Genomic DNA, 21,596 nt, shown 5'->3' on the forward strand with positions numbered 1-21,596 from the left:
CTCTGAACGGTCGCCGCCGCGGGTCTCGGTGTACCGCCGCCGCATCTTTGCCGCGCCCGGCTGTCCAACGGGAATTCCGGTGACCGCTCGCGGTTGATGTGCACCGGGGTTCGTAGTGAACTGCGAGCCGTTGTTACCCCTTCAGAGGCCAGCGTGCAAACTGAGAGAACCCCCGGTCGCCGCGGCGTCCTGTTATTGCTGGTTGTTCTGCTTGCCGCTGCCTGGCTGGGTTGGGCGATCTATCAGCGGCTGCAGGCGACCCAGGCCGGGACCCGCGAGAAGGGCGCCAAGCCGCCGGTCCCGGTCGAGGTCGCCACGATCGAACGGGGCCCGATCGCGTTGCAGCGGACCTTCACCGGCACCCTGGAGGCGCGTGCCGAGTTCGTCGTCGCACCCAAGGTCAGCGGTCGGGTCGAGCGGTTGAATCTCGATCTCGCCGATCCGGTGAGCCGCGGCCAGGTGGTCGCGGTGCTCGACGACGCCGAGTACGTACAGGCGGTGGCGCGGGCCGAGGCCGACCTCGAGGTCGCGCGGGCGAGCAAGGCCGAGGCCGACAGCCTGTTGCAGATCGCCGACCGCGAGCTGAAGCGCATCGACGAACTGCGTGGTCGCGGCGTCAGTTCTGAATCGCAGCGCGATGTGGCCAAGGCCGAGCAACTGGCCAAGCAGGCCCAGGTCAAGGTCACCCGGGCACGCATCGCCAGCGCCGAGGCCGATCTCGCGGCGGCGCGTATCCGCCTCGGTTATACCCAGGTGACGGCCGACTGGCGCGGCGGCAGTGAACGCCGCGTGGTGGCCGAGCGCTATGTCGACGAAGGTCAGACCCTGGCGGCGAACGCACCCCTGTTGCGCATCGTCGAACTCGATCCCATCACCGCGGTGTTCTTCGTCACCGAGCGCGACTATGCGCGCCTGCGCGCCGGTCAGTCGGCCGACATCGCGACCGACGCGTTCCCCGGCGACAGCTTCTCCGGCACCATCGAGCGCATCGCCCCGGTGTTCCTCGAGTCGACCCGCCAGGCGCGCGTCGAACTGCGCATCGACAACCCCGACCTGCGTCTCAAGCCGGGCATGTTCGCGCGCGCCACGGTCACGTTGCAGCGGGTCGCCGATGCGGTGACCGTGCCGCAGCAGGCGCTGACCAGCCGGGATGGCCGCGACGGCGTGTTCCTGGTCGGCGGGGACGGCGAGACGGCCGTTTGGCATGCGGTGCAACCGGGCATTCTCCAGGCGGGACGGGTGCAGCTGATCGGGGCCGAGTTGGCGGGACGGGTCGTGACCCTGGGTCAGCAGCTGCTCGAAGACGGCGCGCCGTTGCGCGTCTCCGCCGAACGGAGCGCGGCCGACCGATGAGCCTGGCCAGCGCGAGTGTCCGTCGGCCGGTGTTCGCCAGCATGCTGACGCTGATCGTGCTGGTGCTCGGCTCGGTCGCGCTCAGCAGGCTGCAGATCGACCTGCTGCCGAGCATCGAGCTGCCGACGCTGACGATCCGCACCCAGTACGAGGGCGCCGACCCGATCGTGATGGAGCGCCTGGTGACGCAGATCGTCGAGGAGATCGTCGCCACCGTGCCCGGGGTGGTCGAGATGACCTCGCAATCGTACGAAGGCAACAGCAGCGTACGCGTCAGTTTCGCCTGGGGTTCGGACATCGATGCGGTCGCAGTCGACGTGCAGGCGACGCTGGCGGACGAGATCAGCGAACTGCCCGACGACATCGTCGGCCCGCGCGTGACCAAGTTCGATGTCGACAGCTTTCCGGTGGTGTTGCTCGGCATCTCCAGCCCGCTCGACCCGGTCGAGCTGACGCAGATCCTCGAGGACCAGATCCGCTACCGCTTCGCGCGTATCCCGGGGGTTGCCCAAGTCGACCCCTGGGGTGGCTTCACCCGCGAGGTGCGGGTCGAACTCGACCCGGCCAAGGTCAATGCGCTCGGTCTGCCGCTGAACGACGTGCTCGACGCGATCCGCAACGCCAACCTCGACCTGCCGGCCGGCAAGATCGAGCGCGGCGCCTACGAGGTCACGCTGCGTGCCCCGGCCGAGTTCAACAGCCTCGACGACATCCGCCATACCGTGATCAGCAAGCGCGACGGTGCGCAGATCACGCTGGGGCAGATCGCGAAGGTCAGCGACACCTACGAGAAACTGACCCGGGTGATTCGCATCAACGGCGAGCGTGGCCTGCGTGTCGCGATCCGCAAACAGGCCGAGGCCAACACCGTCGAGGTCGCCGAGCGCGTGCTGCGCGAGGTGGACGAGCTGAATCGCGAGTTCCCGCAGATCCATATCGTGCCGGTGATCAACCAGGGCAACTTCATCGAACGCTCGATCGACAACGTTGCGCAGTCGGTGCTGTACGGCGGCGCACTGGCGGTGCTGGTGCTGTTGTTCTTCCTGCGCAACCTGCGCAGCACCCTGGTGATCTCGCTGGCGATCCCGATCTCGGTGATCGCGACCTTCGCGCTGCTGTACTTCGGCGGCTTCACGTTGAATCTGATGACCCTCGGCGGGCTCGCGCTCGGTGTCGGCATGATGGTCGACAGCTCGGTGGTGGTGCTCGAGAACATCTACCGGCGTCACCACGAGCGCGGCGAGCTGCCGGGACCGGCGGCGATCGCCGGCACCGGCGAGGTCGCCGCGGCGGTCACGGCGGGCACCATTACGACGCTGACGGTGTTTCTGCCGCTGGTGTTCGTGCGCGGCGTCCCCGGGGTGCTGTTCAAGGAACTCGCGTACGTGATCATGTTTTCCCTGTTCTGTTCGCTGCTGGTCTCGCTGAGCCTGGTACCGATGCTGGCCTCGCGCCTGCTGCAGCGCTCGGCCTCCCCGGGCGGTCGCTGGACGGGCCTGAGCGCCGCCGCCGGCGCCATGCTGGATTCACTCGAGAACGGTTATCGCGATCTGCTGCACGGCGTGCTGCGCTACCGCTGGACCAGCGTACTGGTGTCTGCATTGCTGTTTTCCGCCAGCCTGTTGCTGCTGCCGTACATCGGTACCGAGTTCCTGCCGCCCAGCGACGAGGGCGAGGTGCGCGTGACCGGTGAGATGGAGGTCGGCACGCGCCTGGATGTGATCGACCGGCAGACCCGGTTGATGGAGGACATCGTGTATGCGGGTGTCCCCGAGACCGTGTCCGCGGTGGCCACGGTGGTCACCTCGGGCACACGCGGCAGCGCCAAGGCGCAGGGCGAGGTCCGCCTGTCGCTGAGCCCGGCGGCAGACCGGCCGCGCAGCAACACCGAGATCGCCCGCGACCTGCGCCGCCAGCTGGATGGCGAGATACCCGGCATGACGATCCGCACCCGCGCACCGCAGGGACAGTTCCTGCTCGAACGCCTGCTCGCCGGCGACGAGGGCGTGACCGTCGAGGTGCGCGGATTCAATCTGGACACCCTGGCGACGCTCGCGCGACGGACGGCCGAAGCGATCGCCGGGGTGCCGGGCGTGACCGACGTCAACGTCAGCCGCGAGGCGGGGATCCCGCAGCAGCAGATCCACGTCCTGCGTGACAAGATCGCCGATCTGGGACTCGAGGTGCGCGACGTCACCGAGGTCATCGAGACGGCGGTGGCCGGGTCGAAGGCCGGCGAATACCGCGTCGAGGGCAACTCCTACCGCATCCTGGTGCAGTTGGAAAACGCCGAGAAGCGCTCGATCGACGAGATCCTCGACCTCACGCTGCGCACCCCGGCCGGTGAACAGGTCACGTTGCGCAACCTGGTGACCACCGACGAGGGGCGTGGCCAGGTGATCGTCGAGCGCAAGGACCAGCAGCGGCTGGTCAGCGTGTCGGCGAACATCGCCGAGCGTGATCTCGGGGCGGTGGTGCGTGATGTCCGGTCGCGGCTCGCGGAGATCCCCCGCCCGACCGGCTATGACCTGCATATCGCCGGCAACTACGAAGAGCAGGAAAAGGCGTTCTCCGAACTCAGCGTATCCCTGGGGCTCGCGCTGCTGCTGGTCTACATGGTGCTGGCCTCGCAGTACGAATCACTGCGTGATCCCCTGGTCGTGATGCTCTCGGTGCCGGTCGCCACGGTCGGCGTGCTGCTCACGCTGTTCCTGACCGATACCACCCTCAACCTGCAGTCGGCGATCGGCTGCATCATGCTCGGTGGCATCGCGGTCAACAACGCGATCCTGCTGGTCGACCAGGCCGGGCGTCTCCGTACCGAGGGCCTGCCGGTCGGCGAGGCGCTGGCCGAGGCTGGACGGCGCCGGCTGCGTCCGATCCTGATGACGACGCTGACCACGATCCTCGCGCTGCTGCCGCTCGCGCTTGGGATCGGCGAAGGGGCCGACGCCCAGGCGCCGCTGGCGCGCGTGGTACTCGGCGGCCTCGCTGCATCGACGCTGATCACCCTGCTGCTGATCCCCGCCGTCTATGCGTTGATCCACCGCGATCGGGCCGTTCACCCTTAGCGTGCTGCACATGAGGTGTCGCCGCTGCCTGTTGCTTGTCGCGCCCTGGTTGACCGGGGTGGTCGCTGCCACGCAGTACCCACTGCCTCCCCCGGGCAGCGATCTGGTCGGCACGCTGCAATGGGCTGCGGCGCGCCGCAGCGAGACGCTGCTCGACATCGCGCGTGCCAACGATGTCGGCCAGGAGGAGATCCGCCTGGCCAACCCGGACGTCGATCGCTGGTTGCCCGAAGAAGGCGCCGAGGTGCTGATCCCGACGTGGTATGTCCTGCCGGTTGCCGCGCGCCGCGGGCTGGTGCTGAATCTGCCCGAGATGCGCCTCTATCACTTCCGCGTCGAGACCGCCGCTGAGCCGGCGGTGGTCGACACCTATCCGGTGAGCATCGGGCGTATGGACTGGAAGACGCCGCTCGGCGAGACGCGGATCGTCGCGAAACAGCGTGATCCGAGCTGGCATCCACCGGCATCGGTGCGAGAAGAGGCCGCCGCCGAGGGGCGCGCGGTCCCCGAACGGGTGCCGCCGGGGCCGGACAACCCGCTCGGCGAATACGCCCTGCGTCTCGCGGTGCCGGGCTACCTGATCCATGGCACGAACAAACCCTACGGGGTCGGCATGCGGGTGACCCACGGCTGTGTGCGCCTGCTGCCCGAAGACATCGCCGGACTGTTCGAGGCCGTGCCGGTCGGCACGCCGGTGCAGATCGTGAATCAGCCGGTCAAGGCCGGCTGGGAGGACGGCGTGCTGCATCTTGAGGTGCACCCACCGCTCGACGAGGATCCCACCTCACGTGGTGACCTGCTGCGCTTCGCGCTCGAGATCGTGTACGCCGAACTCGAACGAAAGCCGGCCGTCCTCGACGGCGCCGCGCTGCGCCGCGCCGTCGAGGAGGCGCGCGGTTTCCCCGTGGCGGTCTCCAGGCCCGGTGCCAGCGGGCGACCGATCACCCATCCGCTGTTCCGTTGAACGCCCGGTCCGCGACGCGGTGTCTATTTGTACATCGCCTTCTTGAACATGCGGTCGATCTTGGCCTCGGTCTGCTCCGACTGCGACTGCGCGGCCGACGCGGCATTCATCGCCGCATCCGACTGGTCACGGGCATCGGCCGCGGCCTGTTTGGCGACGGCGGCGTCGGCCGCGGCCTGTTCGGCAATCGCGCGAACCTCGGCGAGTTCGGTACGCAGGTCCTTTTCGTTGGCGGTCGCGCAGCCGAACAGTGCGGCACTCGCGGCCAGAATGAGTACGGTTTTGACGGGTCGGGTGTTCATGGCGGCGCCCTCCTGCTGGCGTGATGACCATCCGCGCGAGCGCTGAGCGCAACGCGTCGGTCCTGAGTACAGATTAAGACGCGGCCTAGCGAATTTCCACCGCCATGCCGACGCGCACCCAGGGCAACAGCGCGTCGATCTGCCGGTCGGTCAGCGCGATGCACCCCTTGGTCCAGTTCAGCGTTGCATGCATCTGCGGGTCGGCGCGCCCCAGGCCGTGAATGCCGATGTGTCCGCCCAGGGCAGTGTCTTGCGGAGGGGTCTTGCCACGTCGGTGCGCGGCGACGATGCGCTCAAACTGGCGGGCATCGATCGTGCCCTGTCGGAGGGCGTCGCGCGCCCGTTCGAGATCCGGGAAGTCGAGCGCGATGAAGCGGTGGAAATCGGAGTCACGGCGGACGCGCGTCACCCGAAAGCGGCCGAGCGGCGTGGTGTTGTCGCCCCGCAGCTTCTGTCGGTTGACGCCGTAGCGACCGATCGACAGGTTGTGCAGCGTGATCAGCGGCCTTTGGCCTTCCAACACGGTCAAGGTCGACGCCGCGGTGTCGACCAGCAGCCGATGCGCCTCGGAGGCAACGGCACCCTGTACCGCGGCGACCGACAGCAGCAGAGCGACGGCCAGGCGATGCAGGGTGCGGGTCCCGGTCCTTTGGGCGGCGATAGGGCCGTTCATCGGCATGACCCGGTGTGACACAGGCTGTTCATCCCGCCCCGTTTCGGTCCCGGAGGGCTGCCGATCGACGCGACGCGAGCCGGTCAGATCGGGAGTGCCCCCTTGAGCAGTTCGAAGGCCTGGCTGCCGCCTTCGTTCTGGACATAGTCGAGCAACAGCTTGGAGAAGCTGCCGACCATGTCCGAGGACAGTCCCAGGCTGTCGAATGCCTGGGTCAGCTGTCCCATCCCGGCCAGCGAATCGCCCGAGCCGCCGCCAAGCAGTTGGCCGGCGGAACTGGCCAGACCGCCCAGGCCACTGCTCCCACCGCCCAGCGCCGGTGCCTGATCGACCAGGCCGTCCAGGCCGGGGACCATCGACAGCAGGCTGCCGTATTGATCGTCGCCCATCGAGCCCTTCGCGGTGCGCAGCAGGGCGCCGAGGCCGCCTTCGGCCTGAGACGGCGACACACCGAGCTGACCGGTGACCATATCGACCAGGCCGGCGGCATTCGCCAGGCTGGACATCAAGAACAGGGAAACGAGCGCCGTCGCGGCGATCGACTTGAGGGAGTATTTGCGCATCGGATGTTCCTTTTCGGCGGCTGGGGAGAACGCGTCTCCGGAGCGCGCGATGATGCCACAGCGCGCCGCGGTTGCGCGCCCGCCACGGCCGACTGGCCGGGATTCGCTGTCGGCGTCGTGACCGGTGTCGCAACGACCGCCCCGCATGGCCGGGGCAGGCGGTTCACCACATCAGATCGTCGGGTACCTGGTATTGCGCATAGGGGTCATCGGCATCCGGCGCCTTGTCCTCGGGCAGGTCGATCACCAGGCTGGGGTTGCGCTTGCGGATCCGTTCGGCGATCTCCGGAGGGACCAGCTCGAACACCCCGTTGTCGTTGACGATCGTCAGCTTGCGGTCGGCGATCAGCTGATGCGTCTCGGCCGACACGTACAGGCGTTTGATCTTGCCCTTGTTCTCGAAATGAAACGGTTTGTCGTCCTCGCGCTCGACGCGCGGATGCTTGTGTCGGCTGACCAGCTGGCGTACCTCGGCGGCGACTTCGCGCTGGCGGCGCACCTCGGCGCGCTGCTGTTCGAGTTCGCGGTCGCGTGCCTGCTTCTCGAGTTGTTCCGGTGTCAGCGGTGGCCGCTCGGCGTGTGGCGGCCTGGGTTTTTTCTTCGGCTTCTGCCGTTGCGCCGCCTGCTTGTTTTTCGACTTGCGCGCCTGATCGATCTTGTTCTGGTCGATCAGGCCGGCCTTGAGCAGTTCGTCCTGCAGTGAGTTGCCCATGGCAAGTTCCCTCCGGTTGTCTCAGCGGGTGAGCGCCCACGCCAGCAGCAGCAGGCCGACACCGCCGAGGCCACCCGCCAGCCACAGCGGATTGAAGCCGATCGTGGTGTCCAGCAGCCCGGCCGCCAGCACGCCGCTCAGCGTCAGGGTCGCGCCGGCGAGGCTGGCCTGGGTGCGCTGATTGCCCCCACGGATCTCGTCGCGGATCTGCTCCAGCTGCGCCGACTGCCACTGTACCGTGAGGCTGCCGTCGACCGCCTTGCGCAGCGCCCGGTGCGCGAGCAGTGGCAGTTCAGGCAGATCCTCGGATATCTGCGGCAGGCTTTCCTTGACCCGCCGCACAAAGGCACGCGGACCGACCTGCTGCGCCATCCAGCGTTCCATGAACGGCTTGGCGGTGCTCCAGAGGTCGAGCTGCGGATACAGCATGCGCCCGAGGCCCTCGATGTTGAGCAAGGTCTTCTGCAGCAGGACCAGTTGCGGCTGTACCTCCATGTTGAAGCGGCGCGCGGTCTGAAACAGGCGCAACAGAAAATGACCGAACGAGATCTCGCTGATCGGTTTCTCCCAGATCGGTTCGGAGACGGTGCGGATCGCGGCCTCGAAATCCTCGACCCGGGTATCGCGCGGGACCCAGCCGGATTCGACGTGCAGCTCGGCGACCTTGCGGTAGTCGCGATGGAAGAACGCGAGCAGGTTCTCCGCGAGGTAGCGCTGATCGGCGGTGGTCAGGGTGCCGACGATGCCGAAATCGACACCGATATAGGTGCCGTCCGGACGGACGAAGATGTTGCCGGGGTGCATGTCGGCGTGGAAGAAGTTGTCGCGGAACACCTGGGTGAAGAAGATCTCGACGCCGCGCTCGCCGAGCACCTTGAGATCGACCCCGGCGGCCACCAGTTCGTCGACCTGGTCGACCGGGATACCGTAGATGCGTTCCTGCACCATCACGTTTTCGCGCGTGTAATCCCAGTACACCTCTGGGACGTACAACAGCCGGCCGTCGCTGAAGTTGCGGCGCAGCTGGGCGCCGTTGGCCGCCTCGCGCAGCAGGTCGAGCTCGTCGTGGATCGTCTTGTCGTATTCCTCGACGACTTCGACCGGACGCAGGCGCCGCGCGTCGCGTGAGTATTTGCGTGCCAGCCGGGCGATCGTGAACAACAGGTCGATGTCGCGCCGGATGGTGCGCTCGATCCCGGGCCGGACGACCTTGACGATCGCCTTGCGCCCGTCGTGCATGGTCGCCGCGTGCACCTGGGCGATCGACGCCGAGGCCAGCGGGGTGAGGTCGAACTCGGCGAACAGCTCCTCGACCGGTTTGCCGAGCGATTTCTCGACGATCGCCTTGGCCTGCGCGCCGGGAAACGGCGGCACTTGGTCCTGCAGCTTGGCCAGCTCGATGGCGATGTCGTCCGGCAGCAGGTCACGTCGGGTCGACAGGATCTGACCGAACTTCACGTAGATCGGCCCCAGGTCCTCGAGTGCGCGCCGGATGCGCACCCCGCGCGGTGGCCGGCTGCCCCAGTAGAACGGCGACAGGAAGCGGAAGAATCGGATCGGACGGAACAGATGCGCCGCGAGCACGATCTCGTCCAGACCGTGGCGCATCAGCACCCAACCGATGTGCGCGACGCGCAGGCTCTCGCGGACCGGGATCACGCCGGATCACCACCTTTGCGACGTTCGAGCAGCGCGATACGGGCCTCCAGGCGCTCGGCGTCGTCGCGCAGCGTGTCGACATCGGCGATGAAGTCCTCGACCTCGAAGCGGTGTGGCAGCAGCCGGGCCTCTTCGGTCAGGTACTCGGAAAGGTTGTCGCGCGCACTGCCGGCGACGCGGTCCGCCTCGGCGCGCGCCCCGCGCACGCCGCGCCCGATCTGGTGCGCGACGATGTCGCCGGTCAGCTTCGAAAGCTGTTCCTCCCAGTCGATGTCGATGCCTGCGAGCGCCTCGCTGAATCGCTGCCCCAGCGCCTGGTCGCCGATGATCCGCACATTTCCGGCGAACAGCTGGCGATGGCCCTGCTCCTTGTCGCTGGCACGCAGCAGATCCAGCGGGCTGCCGCTCAGCGTGCAGTCGGGGTCACCCTCGACATTGCCGAGCAGCTGCAGGCGGCCGTCGTGACCCGCAACGAAGTTCAGTCGGATGCCGGTGCCGCGCAGGTCGATGGAGACACTGCGGCCGTGCAGCGCGGCGAGACGCCGGCGCGCCTCGGGGTCGAGGTCGAGCAGCCGGTTGATGGCCTGTTCCAGGCCTTCGAGGGCAAAGTCGCGTATGCTCATCGCGGTCTCGGGGTCTGCACTCGAACGGGCGGTCGAAGCGTGCCGTCGGTGCGTTTTGCTACAACTTGAAGCCGCGGTGTACCGCGACGATCCCACCGGTCAGATTGTGCACGTCGCAGCGCTCGAAACCGGCATCCTCCATCATCTCCTTCAGGGTCGCCTGGTCGGGGTGCATCCGGATCGACTCGGCCAGATAGCGGTAACTGTCGGCATCCTTGGCGACCAGTTCGCCCATGCGCGGCAGGATGTGGAAGGAATACAGGTCGTAGAGCTTTTCCAGCGGCTTGCTGGTCGGCTTCGAGAACTCCAGCACCAGTGCGCGGCCACCCGGTTTGAGCGCGCGAAACATCGCGGCCAGGGCCTTCTCCTTCTGTGTCACGTTGCGCAGCCCGAACGCGATCGTGATCAGGTCGAGGCTGTTGTCCGCGAACGGGAGGCTCTCGGCGTCGACCTGGGCGTAGGCGACATTGCCGGCGTGGCCGCGGTCGGTCATGCGGTCGCGACCGACGCCGAGCATCGCGGCATTGATATCGGTCATCAGCACGAGGCCCTCGGGACCCACCAGGTCGGCAAAGCGGTCGGCGAGATCCCCCGTCCCCGAAGCCAGGTCGAGCACCCGCTGACCCGGTCGCACGCCGGCCAGCTCGATCGCGAAGCGCTTCCACAGGCGGTGGACACCGAGCGACATCAGGTCGTTCATCAGGTCGTAGCGCGACGCGACCGAATCGAACACGCCGCGTACCAGGCCGGCCTTTTCGCCGGCTCCGACGGTGCGAAATCCGAAATGGGTCTGTTGTGTCTCGTCAGCCATGCGAGGGTTCCGTGCGGGGCGACCCGGACGCGAGCGAGATCAGGCAGCGGGCTCCTTGCGCGTGTAGCCCTTCTCCTTCAACTCGTCGAGATACTGCGCCCACAGGTCGTCGTAGTGTTTGCCGAGATTGTACAGGGTTTCCCAGGAGTAGATCCCGGTGTTGTGCTGGTCGTCGAAGTGCAGTGCCACCGCGTAGTTGCCGACCGGCTCGATACGCTCGATGTTCACGCCTTCCTTGCCCAGCGGGACCTTGCGCTGACCAGGGCCGTGCCCGGCGACCTCGGCCGAGGGCGAATACACGCGCAGGTACTCGGCGGGCAGCTTGAAGTTGGCGCCATCGTCGAAGGTGACCTCGAGCACGCGTGACATGCGGTGCATATTCAGTTCGGTCGGTACGGGGTTGTTCATGCAAGGCTCCTCGCGCAGTTACGGCGGAAACGGACAGCAGTCGAGGGGCCGGGTGCGCGCAGTCGTGGCCCGCCCCTCGCTTTCCGGGTCGCTGATCTTACCGGCGTTTCGGTGCGATGTTCGCCCAGAATTTGTCGGCGATTGGCGTCGCGCTGCCGTCGCGGGACCGGTGGCCGGGTTCACGATTGCCGGTAAGGCGATATGCTGACCGGATGTCGTCGGCCGGAACCCCAGCAGCATCACCTACACAGCACCTCGCCGGTGGGCTGTTGCTCGCCGCGATCCTGTTGTCGATTCTGCACGGTGTCGGGTCGGGCGTACCCCGCGCCTGGCCCGGCGCGGCCTTCTGGCTCGCCGGTGTGCTGCTCGCCAGCCGGGTCCGCGGTCTGCAACGCATGCAGACACTGGCGATGCTCGCGGTAGGGGGCGGTGGCCTGGTGTATGCCTGGTCGGTCGACGGGATGCCGCAGCTCGACAAGGCGCTCAGTACCAACCAGGCGTTGCTGGCGATGCTGGCCTCGGTGAGTTTCCTGCGCCTGATCACCCTGCCGGAGGCGGATGCCGGCGAGCCGGACCCACGCGGCCCGGGCGCACTGTGGCGCACCCTGCTCGGGGTGCACCTGTTCGGCTCGGTGATCAACCTGTCGGCGGTGATGATCCTCGGTGACCGCCTGAGTCGCCGTGAGCCGATGACGCCGTTGCAGGCGATGGTGCTGTCGCGTGGATTTGCGCTCGCTTCACACTGGTCGCCGTTCTTCGCCGCGATGGGCATAGCGCTGTCGAATGCCCCGGGCGCGCAGCTCGTCACCCTGTCGAGCGTCGGCCTGCCGCTGGCCGCGTTCGGCCTGCTGGTCAGTGGATGGCGCCTGAGTCGCCACCCGGCGGCAGCCGCGTTCGTCGGTTACCCGATGCATTTCGGGGCGCTGTGGATTCCGGCGCTGCTGGCCCTGCTGGTGATGGCGGCGCACTGGCTGCTTCCGGCGGTGCCGCTGCTGTCGTTGATCAGCCTGCTGTCGCTCGGCCTGACGCTGCTCGTGCTGAGCCTGCGGCACCGCGACGGCGCGCTGCCGCGATTCACGCATCAGATCCGCCATGGTCTGCCCCGCATGTCCGGCGAGCTGGTGTTGTTCCTCGCGGCCGGGGTGCTGGCAGCCGGCATCGCGAGCGCGGTGCAGAGCAGCGGCTGGACGCTCGACCTGCTCGAGTTCGGGGCGACCGAGGCGAGCGTGCTGCTGGTGTTGATGGTCGGCGTCTCGGCGCTCGGCGTGCACCCGGTGATCAGCATCGCGACCGCGCACGGCGTGCTCGCACCGCTCGCACCCGATCCCAACCTGATGGGCATCACCTACCTGATGAGCTGGGCCGCCGGGGTCAGCAGTTCGCCTTTCTCCGGTATGCACCTGGCGATGGCCGGACGGTTCGGCGTCGACTCACGCGGCTTTCTGCGCTGGAACGGCCGCTTCACGCTGCTGATGGTTGCCGTCGACGCCCTGGTGCTGCACCTGTTCGAGACGCTGGGTTAGTATCGGCGCCCGGTGCGCCGAGCCCGGTAGGAGGGGCCAAACGAGATGCCAGGAATCTTCGTCAGCTACCGGCGCGACGACAGCCAGGGATTCGCCGGCCGCCTGGCCGACGACCTGCTCGAGAAATTCGGTACCGAGCAGGTGTTTCGCGACATCGAGATCCCGGTCGGCAGCGATTTCACCGACGTGCTGCACCGCGCGATTGCCGCCAGCGATGTGTTGCTGGTCGTCATCGGTCGCAACTGGGCCGGGGTTTCCAACCAGGGCCTCGAGTCACGGCTGTTCGAACCGACCGACTGGGTGCGGACCGAGATCGAGGCGGCGTTCGCACAGGGTAAACGGGTGATCCCGGTGCTGGTTGGCGGTGCAACCATGGTCGCCGCCGACTCGCTGCCACCGAGTATCCGCCGCCTGAACGGGCTGCAGGCCGCGAGCATGAGCGATCGCCACTGGGATGCCGAGATCGAGGAACTGGCGCAGCGCCTGCGGGAACTGTGTCCGTCCCTGGCGTCGGAACCCAGCGCGGCGGCGCGCGCCGAGGAGTCGCCGGCCGACGTGCTGCGTGAACTCGGAGGGCGCATCCTCGACGAAGTCGCCGCCCGCCGCCGCCCGCGGCTCGAGCCGCCGCACCTGCCGCCGACGTTCGTCCAGCAGCTACTGGCCGGACTCTGGCGGATGGTGCGCAAGGCACTGTCGGTCGCGGTCGTGGTGGCACTGGTCTACGGTGGCCTGCGCCTGTTCGGCGATGCATCGATGCAGCGTTCGCTGGACACCGCCGAGGCCCGGATCCAGGTCGCGTGGCAACGCCTGCAGGCACGGCTTACCGAACGCTGAGTGCGGTCCAGGTCGACGCTGTCGACAACGCCAACCCGCCGGATGCACAATCGCCGCGCGGCATTGCAGCCGTACCCTGGAGTGTCCTCCCTGGACGCCTACGACAGCATCCCGTACGACCGCCAGTCGCTCGCCGAGACCCATCCCGACCAACTCGCGGTGCTCGCCAGGCTGTTCGGTGTCGCGAGCCCGGATCCGCGCACCAGTCGGGTGCTCGAGCTGGGGTGCGCCGCCGGCGGCAATCTGATCCCGATGGCGTGGTACATGCCGCAGGCCCGGTTTCTGGGCCTGGACCTGGCGCAGGCGCAGGTCGAGCTCGGGCAGGCACTGATCCAACAGCTCGACCTCGGCAATATCGAGATCCGCCGCGCGGATGTCGCCGAGGTCGACCTGGGCGAACAGGGCTTCGACTATATCGTCGCCCACGGCCTGTACTCCTGGGTCCCTGCACCGGTGCGCAGTGCGCTGCTCGCACTGATCCGACGGCATCTGAGCCCACAGGGGGTCGCCTACGTCAGCTTCAACGCACTGCCGGGTTGGCAGATGCGCGGCATGTTGCGGCAGATGCTGCTGTTCCACGTGCGCGCCGTGTCCGCACCCGTGCAGCGCCTGCAGGCGGCGCGCGAATTCCTGCAGTTTCTCGAGGCCGGGCTGAACGGTCTGCAGGCGCTGAGCGCCGACTATCTGCGACGCGAACTCGCGACCCTGCAGCACGCGCCCGACAGCTACCTGTACCACGAGTACCTCGCGGCGGTGAACGAGCCGGTGCTGTTCAGCGATTTCGTCGCCGATGCGCACCAGGCCGGCCTGCGCTACCTGTGCAACAGCGAACTGCACTTCCAGTTCCCCGCGACGCTGGGCGATGCGGCCGAGCGGGTGTTGGCCGGGATCGGCGACCCGGTCGCCCGCCAGCAATACCTCGATTTTCTGCTCAATCGCAACTTCCACCAGGCGCTGCTGGTGCGCGCAGAACAGCACGCATACACCGGGCCGGACTACGAGCAGTTTGCGGGTCTGGCGCTGTTCGCCGACCTGGAACCGCCGCGCAAGCTCGACCTGAGGCGTGCCAAACCGCAGCTGTTCACCGACCCGGGTGGACGCCAGCATCGGGTATCGCATCCGCTGAGCAAGGCCGCGGTGGCCTACCTCGGGCTGGTCTATCCGCGGGCCGTCGATTACGCGGAACTCGAAGCCATTGCGCGGCGCCAGGTGGCCGGCACCGGTGACCCGCGCCTCGCCACCCAGACCGACCACCTGTTCGGTGAGCTGTTTCAGTTGTTCGCCTACCGTGCGATCTCCGCCAGCACCCAGCCGGGCGGAGGCCTCGCCGACCACGGGGAGCCGCCGTGCAGTACCCCCCTGGCCCGGCTGGAGGCACAGTCGGGACGGCTGGTCGACAGTCGACATGCGAGCCTCGCGCTCGATCCCGAGACAGCCGGCGTGCTGCGTGCGCTCGACGGGAGTCTGGGTCGCGATGCCCTGGCCGGACACCTGCGTGCCTCGGGTACGGCGCAGCGGTCCGTCGATCCCAATACCCTGTTGCGACGTCTGGCACGCTACGGCGCGCTGTGTTGACCGGCACGCGGCCGCGCCCGGCCGTGTCCGAGGGTCTATCCTTGCTGCGATGACCTTCCCTCTCCCCATCCGTTTTGCCGGGTCGGTGGCCGTGCGCTGCAGCTGATGGCCGAACTCGCGGTACCCAACGCGCACGCGCTGGCCGTGCTGCTGCTGACGTTGCTGGCGCTGGTGCTGTTCACCCGCGAGCGCATCCCGCTCGAGACCTCGAGTCTGCTGGTACTCGCGCTGCTGGCGGTGGGCTTCGAGTTGTTTCCTTTCGAGCGCGGCGGCGTGACCCTCGAGGGGACGGCATTCTTCGCCGGATTCGGTCACGAGGCCCTGGTTGCGGTGTGCGCACTGATGATTGCGGGGCAGGGCCTGGTGCGTACCGGTGCACTGGAACCGGTCGGTCGTTGGCTGGCGCGCGCCTGGGCCGTCGCACCGTCGTTCTCGCTGCTGCTCACGCTGCTGGTCGGTGCCCTGTTCAGCGCCTTTGTCAACAATGTGCCTATCGTCGTGTTGTTGTTGCCGATCCTGATCAGCGTCTCCTTGCGCACCCGCCAGCCGGCGTCGCAGGTGCTGATGCCGATGGGGTTCGCGACGCTGGTCGGCGGCATGGGTACGACGATCGGCACCTCGACGAACCTGTTGGTGGTCAGCGTTGCGGCCGACCTCGGCGTGCGCCGTCTCGGCATGTTCGACTTCGTCGTGCCGGTCGCGGCCGCCGGCGGGTTCGCACTGCTGTACCTGTGGCTGGTGGCGCCGCGCCTGTTGCCGACCCGCGAGAGCGAACTCGCCGATGTCAGCCCGCGCCTGTTCACGGCACAGCTGCTGTTGCCCGACGACAGCTTCGCGGTGGGCCGGACCCTGGCCGAGGCGGTCGACAAGGCCGGCGGTGCGATGCGCGTGACGCGCGTGTTACGCGGTGAACAGACCTTCCTGTTGCCGTTGCCGGATGCGGTGTTGCGTGCTGGCGACCGCCTGCTGATGACCGACACCGCCGAACAGCTCAAGGAATACGAGGCGGCGCTCGGCGCCACGCTGTACGCCGGGGACACGCCGGTCGACGATGAGCACCCGTTGCACGCCGACGATCAACAGCTGGCCGAGGTCGTGGTGACGCAGGGTTCGTCGCTGGATGGCACGAGCCTGTCCACATCGCGCTTTGCCGAACGCCACCAGCTGCTGACCCTCGCCCTGCACCGTGCCGGCTGGCGCGTCGAGGCGCTGCGCGCCCAGATCCACGAGATGCGCCTGCGGGTCGGCGACGTGATCCTGGTCCAGGGTGCACGCGAACAGATCGTGGCGCTCAAACAGCGCGGCGACGTATTGGTGTTGGACGCCACCGCCGATCTTCCGCGTACGCGACGGGCCCCGCTGGCGCTGGCGATCATGGCGGCGATCGTGTTGAGCGCTGCATTCGGACTGGTACCTATCGCGATCAGTGCAGTGGCGGGCGTGCTGCTGATGCTCGCGACCGATTGTCTGAGCTGGCGCGATGCGGCGCGCGCGCTCAGCACCCAGGTGATCCTGATCGTGGTCGCAAGCCTGGCGCTCGGCACCGCGCTGCTGGAGACCGGGGCAGCCGACTACCTGGCGCGGTTGTTCGTCGCGGCGACCGCCGGGGCCTCACCCGGCGCCCTGCTGAGCGGTCTGATGCTGTTGATGGCGCTGATGACCAATATCGTCTCGAACAATGCGGCGGCATTGATCGGCACCCCGATCGCGATCGGTATCGCCCGCCGTCTCGGTCTGCCCGAGGAGGCGTTCGTGCTGGCGGTACTGTTCGGCGCGAACATGAGCTATGCCACCCCGATCGCGTACAAGACCAACCTGCTGGTGATGAGCGCAGGAGGCTACCGCTTCAGCGACTTCCTGCGCATCGGCATCCCTTTGACGCTGATCATGTGGGCCGTGTTCTCCTGGCTGCTTCCGGTGCTCTACGACCTGCACTGAGCGAACGGAGGCGCCGTAGTACACTGCGTGCATGGCAACGCAATCCGCGCCCACCACCCGCGCGAGATCGGTACGGCGGTTTCTCGGCGTGATCTGCACGCTGGCCCCCTTGCTTGCCAGCGCCGAGATCTATCGCTGGACGGATGAGCAGGGCAAGGTGCACTTCGGGGATCGCGCCCCGGCGGGTCGGGCTGCCGAACAGGTCGAGCTGCGTATCAATACCTACACCAGCGTCAGTTATGCGACCTCGACCATCGACACCGGCGCCAAGGTGCTGATGTACTCGACCTCGTGGTGCGGCTACTGCAAGCGCGCTCGACGCTATTTCGAGGCGCACGCGATACCCTTCGAGGAATTCGACGTCGAGCGGGATGCGAAGGCGCGTGCCCGGTACCGCAAGCTCGGCGCCCGCGGTGTGCCGGTGATCTTCGTCGGCAAGCGGCGCATGAACGGCTTCACCGAAGAGGCCTTTCGTCGCCTGTACGACGGTTAGGATGCGCCGCCCGTTACGCCGCGGCCACAGGTGCACGGAAAACAGATGACACTCCACCCGACCACCGGCCTGCTCGACAGCCTCTACTGGATAACGCTGGTCGCCGTGGTGTTCTCGTCGGCATCCGGGGTGCTCAAGGCCGGACTGAAACAATTCGACCTGTTCGGGGTGATCATCATCGCGGTCGCGACCGGCCTCGGCGGCGGTTCGCTGCGCGACATGCTGCTCGACCGCGAGGTATTCTGGATCCGCGACCAGATGTTCTTCGTCGCCTCGCTCGGCAGCGCGCTGCTGATTTTCATCGGCGCACGCCTGGTGCGGATCTCTGACCGCTTGTTCCTGATCCCGGATGCCGCCGGGCTCGCGGCCTTCGGCGTCGCCGGTACCCTGGTCTCGTTGATGGTCGGTGCGCCCTGGCTGGTCGCGAGCTTCATGGGCGTGATGACCGGGACCATGGGCGGCATCTTCCGCGACGTGCTGAGCAACGAGCCGCCGGTGGTGTTCCAGAGCCCGCTGTATGCGACCGTGTGCTGGGCCGGTTCGCTGTTGTTCATCGTGCTGTTGTACGCGGGCATGGAGGCAACCTGGTCGGCGGTGGTTGCGGGCGTGGCAATCTTCGTTGCGCGCCTGCTTGCGATCCGCTACGAGATCAGTCTGCCGCGGTTCCGCTTCAAGTCATGAGCGGCGTCCGATGACGGTCGTCGACTAACGAGCGAGGTCAGTGATGCGGCGTCATCGGGAGCGACACTACGCCGACAGGATCGGTTGGCTGCGCGCCGCGGTCCTGGGTGCGAACGACGGGATCGTCTCGACCGCGAGCCTGGTGGTCGGGGTCGCCGCGGCGGATGCGGCACGCGGCGAGATCCTGACTGCCGGTGTCGCCGGTCTGGTCGCCGGGGCCATGTCCATGGCGGCCGGCGAGTATGTCTCGGTCAGCTCGCAGGCAGACACCGAGCGTGCGGACCTGGCACGGGAACAGCGCGAACTCGAGGAGGACGAGGCCTACGAGCGCCGCGAACTGGCGGACATCTACGTCGGCCGCGGGCTGGATGCCGAGCTCGCACAACAGGTGGCCGGTCAATTGATGGCGCACGATGCGCTGGGCGCACACGCGCGTGACGAACTCGGGCTTTCTGAGATCCACAGTGCGCGTCCGATCCAGGCGGCGCTGGCATCGGCGGCGACCTTCGCGGTGGGCGCGGCGCTGCCGCTGGTGATCGCGTGGTTGAGCCCGACCCCGCTGTTCACGCCGTTGGTCGCCGGCGGTTCGCTGCTCTCGCTGGCGGTGCTCGGCGGCCTGGCGGCGCGCGCAGGCGGCGCCACGGTCACCGTCGGCGCAGCGCGTGTGACCTTCTGGGGGGCTATCGCGATGGCGGCGACGGCCGCCGCGGGCGCACTGTTCGGGGCCCTGTTGTGACAGGTCGGAACGGCGAACTAGCGCGGGCGGGGCACGTCGAGTGGCTGCATCGGCTGCGCGCCGGGTGGCGTATCGCGCATGTCGATGTACTCCGCCAGCGACACCGGCTCGACGCCGCGACCCGCTTTGATCGGCGGGTAGCCGGGGAAGTCGTGCGCGCGGAGCCTACCGCGCATATGGCGGCGGTCCGACCAGAAGTGCACGAGGTAGTCGGCCGCCGGGACCCGGCGTACCCAGGTGCGAAAGCGCATCGGCAATGCCGCCTGGCGAGGGAAACCGCGCCGCAGGTATTCCGCGATCGGCACCGGGAACCCCAGGCGGGAGTCGAAATCGAAGATCCATTGACCGTCCCCGGCGCTGGCCTGCAGTACCACGTGGTAGTCCCAGGCCAGGGCACGGCCTTTGCCCGCGCGCTGTTCGAGCAGCACGATGCTGCGCGCGTGGTTGGTAAGAAACCAGACCTGCAGCGTGCCGGGATCGACGCCGCGATCGACCAGCGTGCGCGCCAGCCACCAGATGTTTTCTTCGCAGAACAGCGGTGTATAACGCAGTGTGTCACGTGGGATGTCGTCGACGAGTTCGCACGCCGTCGGGGTCTGGGATGCGCCGGACATCGGCGTGGCCCTGTTCTTGCTCATGGTTGGCGGCAAGCGTAGATCGATTGCCGGCGGCGGCCAATAGCGCAGGCGCGCCGCACCAAAAAGGGATCGATCTGCTCCTTATCGGTGCGCAATGAGAAGGTAGCCGCGATGAAGCTGAAGAAGTCGAAATCCAAGGCGATCCCGGTCAAGGTGGTCAACGATACGCTGACCGTCGGGGTGACCGCCAAGCCGAATCTGCTGACCCTGTTCGAGGCCCGCGAGGTCCCGCCGGGAGGGCATGCGCTGGGGCCGCTGGGCGGTCTCAACCTCACCGGGTACAGCGAGTACCGGCTCACCCTGCATCTGGTGGGTGCTCCGGGTACCTCGTTTCAGGTGCGTGAGCTGTTCGGTCCCGCCGGTGCGGTCGACCAGGTCGTGTTCGACGTCGGTGATGGCCAGATCGGTCCGCAGGGCGTGCTGAACTATCGTGCCCGCTTCGACATCTTCGGCCCGAGGAACCTGTTCATCCAGATCGTCAACAACGGTGACGAGGCCTTTCTGGTCAACGGAACCCTGTACGCGCTGTTGTAGGTCGGGCGGTACCCCAGGCGGGTTGCGGGCGAGGCCGCGCAGGCGCCGATGGCGTGTCGCCTGCCCTGCGATCGGGCACAATGGTGCACCGACCGCAGGGAGCCTCCACACCGCCGATGCCGCAACCAGAAGCCGAATACCTCACCACCCGAGAGCTGGCCGAGCTGCTGCGAATCAAGGAGCGCAAGGTCTATGACCTGGCGGCCTCCGGGCAGATCCCCTGTTCACGTGCGATGGGCAAGCTGCTGTTTCCGCGGCAGGCGGTCGAGGCCTGGCTGGCGCGCGAGAGTTCCGGCGGCGTGCGGGGATCTCAGCCGCGCCGACCGGCGGTTTTGCTCGGCAGCTACGAACCGCTGCTCGAATGGGCGCTGCGCGAATCCGGCTGTGGGCTGGCGACGCTGCTCGACGGCAGCATGGACGGCCTCGAACGCTTCGCCCGCGGCGAAGGCGTGGCCAGCGGGCTGCACGTCTACGATCCCGAAGGCGACGACTGGAATGTGGCGATTGTCGCAGAACGCTTCGCCCAGGCACCGGTCGCGCTGGTCGAATTCGCCTGGCGGGAACGCGGCCTGATCGTTGCCCCCGGCGGCGAGCGGCAGTTGTCCGATGTTGCCGCATTGAAAGGCCGCAAGGTGGTGCCGCGCCAGAGCGGCGCCGGTACCCAGGTGTTGTTGCTGCAGTTGCTCGCCCAGGCCGGTGTCGAGCCGCACGAGCTGGCATGGACGAACACGGCGCGCAGCGAGTCGGATGCCGCGCTCGCGGTACTCGAGGGCAAGGCGGATGCGACCCTCGGCCTGCGCGCGATGGCTGAACAACTGCGCCTGGGGTTCGTGCCGCTGACGCGCGAACGCTACGACCTGCTGGTCGATCGCGGCGCCTGGTTCGACCCGCCGCTGCAGCGGCTGATGGCGTTCTGTCGTGGCGAGGCGTTCGCCGCAAAGGCCGCCGAATTCGCCGGCTACGACGTCAGTGGGCTGGGCAGGGTCTGGTACAACGCGACCGGCTGATCTGGTCCACGCCGTGTACCACGTGTTGAGAACGATCCCATTGTCGCGCATTGCACCGACGCGGCGGCGATCAAGCCTCGGGCCTGAACTCGCTGCGTTGCTCCGCCTCCGTAACGGGGTCCGAGGGCCACGCCATCTCAGTCGCCATGATTATCGGCAATCCGAGTCGATCGCAGTGCGGACCATGCCTCGGTCGCTGTCCCCGACGGGCAAACGAGCTTTGGTACGATAAACCGCGATGGGTGGGCAACATTCGACAGACGCAGGAGAGACGCCATGAAAATCAGCGCACGCAACATGCTCAAGGGAACCGTCGTGGACGTCCGCAAGGACGGGGTGGCGGCACAGGTCCAGGTCGACATCGGAGGCGGCAACATCGTCACCTCGACGATCACCAGTGATTCGGCCAGCCGCCTGGGGCTGGAAAAAGGCAAGGCGGCCACCGTGGTGGTCAAGGCCAGCGACGTGATGCTGGCCGTGGACGACTGAGGTCCGGTC

At 67.6% G+C, this 21,596-nt stretch carries 22 protein-coding genes; 13 read left to right on the forward strand and 9 right to left on the reverse strand.

Annotation, left to right across the window (positions count from 1 at the left end):
• The first annotated feature begins 96 nt into the window (after positions 1–96).
• From H6955_15755 to H6955_15765, 3 genes are read left to right on the forward strand one after another with little or no spacing between them, the layout of a single operon-like run.
• Entirely contained in the window at positions 97–1,353 is a 1,257-nt protein-coding gene (locus H6955_15755; protein MCP5315013.1) for an efflux RND transporter periplasmic adaptor subunit, read from the forward strand.
• The gene (locus H6955_15760; GenBank protein ID MCP5315014.1) at positions 1,350–4,424 is read left to right on the forward strand and encodes an efflux RND transporter permease subunit; all 3,075 of its coding nucleotides are present in this window, start codon (positions 1,350–1,352) and stop codon (positions 4,422–4,424) included. The genes H6955_15755 and H6955_15760 overlap by 4 nt, the downstream gene beginning before the upstream one ends.
• 10 nt (positions 4,425–4,434) lie before the next feature.
• A complete protein-coding gene (locus H6955_15765; protein ID MCP5315015.1) occupies positions 4,435–5,388 on the forward strand; it encodes a L,D-transpeptidase family protein in 954 nt (317 codons plus the stop codon).
• Between the two features lie 23 nt (positions 5,389–5,411).
• On the opposite strand, the gene H6955_15770 is transcribed toward H6955_15765, so the two are convergent.
• From H6955_15770 to H6955_15805, 8 genes are all read right to left on the reverse strand, one after another.
• Positions 5,412–5,690 (reverse strand): hypothetical protein, encoded by a 279-nt coding sequence (locus H6955_15770; GenBank protein MCP5315016.1) that lies wholly within the window; start codon positions 5,688–5,690, stop codon positions 5,412–5,414.
• A gap of 85 nt (positions 5,691–5,775) precedes the next feature.
• Complete coding sequence (locus H6955_15775) at positions 5,776–6,363, reverse strand: L,D-transpeptidase (GenBank protein MCP5315017.1); 588 nt, start codon at positions 6,361–6,363, stop codon at positions 5,776–5,778.
• Positions 6,364–6,446: 83 nt separating this feature from the next.
• Complete coding sequence (locus H6955_15780; GenBank protein ID MCP5315018.1) at positions 6,447–6,926, reverse strand: DUF2780 domain-containing protein; 480 nt, start codon at positions 6,924–6,926, stop codon at positions 6,447–6,449.
• Between the two features lie 163 nt (positions 6,927–7,089).
• A complete protein-coding gene (locus tag H6955_15785; GenBank protein MCP5315019.1) occupies positions 7,090–7,638 on the reverse strand; it encodes a DUF2058 domain-containing protein in 549 nt (182 codons plus the stop codon).
• A 21-nt stretch (positions 7,639–7,659) separates the two neighbouring features.
• Positions 7,660–9,297: a ubiquinone biosynthesis regulatory protein kinase UbiB gene (ubiB, locus tag H6955_15790; GenBank protein ID MCP5315020.1), complete on the reverse strand. Its 1,638-nt coding sequence runs from the start codon at positions 9,295–9,297 to the stop codon at positions 7,660–7,662.
• Positions 9,294–9,920: an SCP2 sterol-binding domain-containing protein gene (locus tag H6955_15795; protein ID MCP5315021.1), complete on the reverse strand. Its 627-nt coding sequence runs from the start codon at positions 9,918–9,920 to the stop codon at positions 9,294–9,296. Before H6955_15795 ends, ubiB begins: the two co-directional genes overlap by 4 nt.
• 58 nt (positions 9,921–9,978) lie before the next feature.
• The gene (gene ubiE, locus H6955_15800) at positions 9,979–10,731 is read right to left on the reverse strand and encodes a bifunctional demethylmenaquinone methyltransferase/2-methoxy-6-polyprenyl-1,4-benzoquinol methylase UbiE (protein ID MCP5315022.1); all 753 of its coding nucleotides are present in this window, start codon (positions 10,729–10,731) and stop codon (positions 9,979–9,981) included.
• A gap of 39 nt (positions 10,732–10,770) precedes the next feature.
• Positions 10,771–11,139 (reverse strand): DUF971 domain-containing protein, encoded by a 369-nt coding sequence (locus H6955_15805; protein ID MCP5315023.1) that lies wholly within the window; start codon positions 11,137–11,139, stop codon positions 10,771–10,773.
• Positions 11,140–11,351: 212 nt separating this feature from the next.
• Here H6955_15805 and H6955_15810 point away from each other — a divergent pair, with 212 nt between their 5' ends.
• The 7 genes from H6955_15810 (at position 11,352) to H6955_15840 (ending at position 18,919) form a co-directional block, all read left to right on the forward strand.
• Positions 11,352–12,662, forward strand: a complete 1,311-nt coding sequence (locus tag H6955_15810) for a hypothetical protein (GenBank protein ID MCP5315024.1) — start codon at positions 11,352–11,354, stop codon at positions 12,660–12,662.
• Between the two features lie 45 nt (positions 12,663–12,707).
• Positions 12,708–13,496, forward strand: coding sequence for a toll/interleukin-1 receptor domain-containing protein (locus tag H6955_15815; protein MCP5315025.1), 789 nt, complete (start codon positions 12,708–12,710; stop codon positions 13,494–13,496).
• Between the two features lie 42 nt (positions 13,497–13,538).
• Positions 13,539–15,071 carry a methyltransferase regulatory domain-containing protein gene (locus H6955_15820; GenBank protein ID MCP5315026.1) on the forward strand — a complete coding sequence of 511 codons (1,533 nt, stop codon included), beginning with the start codon at positions 13,539–13,541 and terminating at the stop codon, positions 15,069–15,071.
• Between the two features lie 105 nt (positions 15,072–15,176).
• Entirely contained in the window at positions 15,177–17,009 is a 1,833-nt protein-coding gene (locus H6955_15825) for an SLC13 family permease (GenBank protein ID MCP5315027.1), read from the forward strand.
• Positions 17,010–17,040: 31 nt separating this feature from the next.
• Positions 17,041–17,502, forward strand: a complete 462-nt coding sequence (locus H6955_15830; protein ID MCP5315028.1) for a glutaredoxin family protein — start codon at positions 17,041–17,043, stop codon at positions 17,500–17,502.
• Positions 17,503–17,547: 45 nt separating this feature from the next.
• Positions 17,548–18,183: a trimeric intracellular cation channel family protein gene (locus tag H6955_15835; GenBank protein MCP5315029.1), complete on the forward strand. Its 636-nt coding sequence runs from the start codon at positions 17,548–17,550 to the stop codon at positions 18,181–18,183.
• 43 nt (positions 18,184–18,226) lie between these two features.
• Positions 18,227–18,919 carry a VIT family protein gene (locus tag H6955_15840; GenBank protein ID MCP5315030.1) on the forward strand — a complete coding sequence of 231 codons (693 nt, stop codon included), beginning with the start codon at positions 18,227–18,229 and terminating at the stop codon, positions 18,917–18,919.
• A gap of 17 nt (positions 18,920–18,936) precedes the next feature.
• Here the strand turns inward: H6955_15840 and H6955_15845 are convergent, their stop codons facing one another.
• Entirely contained in the window at positions 18,937–19,557 is a 621-nt protein-coding gene (locus H6955_15845) for a hypothetical protein (GenBank protein MCP5315031.1), read from the reverse strand.
• A 111-nt stretch (positions 19,558–19,668) separates the two neighbouring features.
• On the opposite strand from H6955_15845, the gene H6955_15850 reads away from it, so the two are divergent.
• From H6955_15850 to H6955_15860, 3 genes are all read left to right on the forward strand, one after another.
• On the forward strand, positions 19,669–20,091 hold the full coding sequence (locus H6955_15850; GenBank protein MCP5315032.1) for a hypothetical protein: 423 nt from the start codon (positions 19,669–19,671) through the stop codon (positions 20,089–20,091).
• A gap of 116 nt (positions 20,092–20,207) precedes the next feature.
• On the forward strand, positions 20,208–21,098 hold the full coding sequence (locus H6955_15855; protein MCP5315033.1) for a helix-turn-helix transcriptional regulator: 891 nt from the start codon (positions 20,208–20,210) through the stop codon (positions 21,096–21,098).
• Positions 21,099–21,374: 276 nt separating this feature from the next.
• Positions 21,375–21,587 (forward strand): TOBE domain-containing protein, encoded by a 213-nt coding sequence (locus H6955_15860; GenBank protein ID MCP5315034.1) that lies wholly within the window; start codon positions 21,375–21,377, stop codon positions 21,585–21,587.
• Positions 21,588–21,596 lie beyond the last annotated feature (9 nt).

It is taken from the genome of Chromatiaceae bacterium, assembly GCA_024235395.1.
In the GTDB taxonomy this organism is placed as follows: domain Bacteria; phylum Pseudomonadota; class Gammaproteobacteria; order Chromatiales; family Chromatiaceae; genus Thiosocius.

Excerpts from the sequence above, each read along its gene's own strand:
- H6955_15755 (MCP5315013.1), top strand. The coding sequence starts at position 97 with ATGTGCACCGGGGTTCGTAGTGAACTGCGAGCCGTTGTTACCCCTTCA.
- H6955_15760 (MCP5315014.1), top strand. The coding sequence starts at position 1,350 with ATGAGCCTGGCCAGCGCGAGTGTCCGTCGGCCGGTGTTCGCCAGCATG.
- H6955_15765 (MCP5315015.1), top strand. The coding sequence starts at position 4,435 with ATGAGGTGTCGCCGCTGCCTGTTGCTTGTCGCGCCCTGGTTGACCGGG.
- H6955_15770 (MCP5315016.1), bottom strand. The coding sequence starts at position 5,690 with ATGAACACCCGACCCGTCAAAACCGTACTCATTCTGGCCGCGAGTGCC.
- H6955_15775 (MCP5315017.1), bottom strand. The coding sequence starts at position 6,363 with ATGAACGGCCCTATCGCCGCCCAAAGGACCGGGACCCGCACCCTGCAT.
- H6955_15780 (MCP5315018.1), bottom strand. The coding sequence starts at position 6,926 with ATGCGCAAATACTCCCTCAAGTCGATCGCCGCGACGGCGCTCGTTTCC.
- H6955_15785 (MCP5315019.1), bottom strand. The coding sequence starts at position 7,638 with ATGGGCAACTCACTGCAGGACGAACTGCTCAAGGCCGGCCTGATCGAC.
- H6955_15795 (MCP5315021.1), bottom strand. The coding sequence starts at position 9,920 with ATGAGCATACGCGACTTTGCCCTCGAAGGCCTGGAACAGGCCATCAAC.
- ubiE (MCP5315022.1), bottom strand. The coding sequence starts at position 10,731 with ATGGCTGACGAGACACAACAGACCCATTTCGGATTTCGCACCGTCGGA.
- H6955_15805 (MCP5315023.1), bottom strand. The coding sequence starts at position 11,139 with ATGAACAACCCCGTACCGACCGAACTGAATATGCACCGCATGTCACGC.
- H6955_15810 (MCP5315024.1), top strand. The coding sequence starts at position 11,352 with ATGTCGTCGGCCGGAACCCCAGCAGCATCACCTACACAGCACCTCGCC.
- H6955_15815 (MCP5315025.1), top strand. The coding sequence starts at position 12,708 with ATGCCAGGAATCTTCGTCAGCTACCGGCGCGACGACAGCCAGGGATTC.
- H6955_15820 (MCP5315026.1), top strand. The coding sequence starts at position 13,539 with ATGCACAATCGCCGCGCGGCATTGCAGCCGTACCCTGGAGTGTCCTCC.
- H6955_15825 (MCP5315027.1), top strand. The coding sequence starts at position 15,177 with ATGGCCGAACTCGCGGTACCCAACGCGCACGCGCTGGCCGTGCTGCTG.
- H6955_15830 (MCP5315028.1), top strand. The coding sequence starts at position 17,041 with ATGGCAACGCAATCCGCGCCCACCACCCGCGCGAGATCGGTACGGCGG.
- H6955_15835 (MCP5315029.1), top strand. The coding sequence starts at position 17,548 with ATGACACTCCACCCGACCACCGGCCTGCTCGACAGCCTCTACTGGATA.
- H6955_15840 (MCP5315030.1), top strand. The coding sequence starts at position 18,227 with ATGCGGCGTCATCGGGAGCGACACTACGCCGACAGGATCGGTTGGCTG.
- H6955_15845 (MCP5315031.1), bottom strand. The coding sequence starts at position 19,557 with ATGAGCAAGAACAGGGCCACGCCGATGTCCGGCGCATCCCAGACCCCG.
- H6955_15850 (MCP5315032.1), top strand. The coding sequence starts at position 19,669 with ATGAAGCTGAAGAAGTCGAAATCCAAGGCGATCCCGGTCAAGGTGGTC.
- H6955_15855 (MCP5315033.1), top strand. The coding sequence starts at position 20,208 with ATGCCGCAACCAGAAGCCGAATACCTCACCACCCGAGAGCTGGCCGAG.
- H6955_15860 (MCP5315034.1), top strand. The coding sequence starts at position 21,375 with ATGAAAATCAGCGCACGCAACATGCTCAAGGGAACCGTCGTGGACGTC.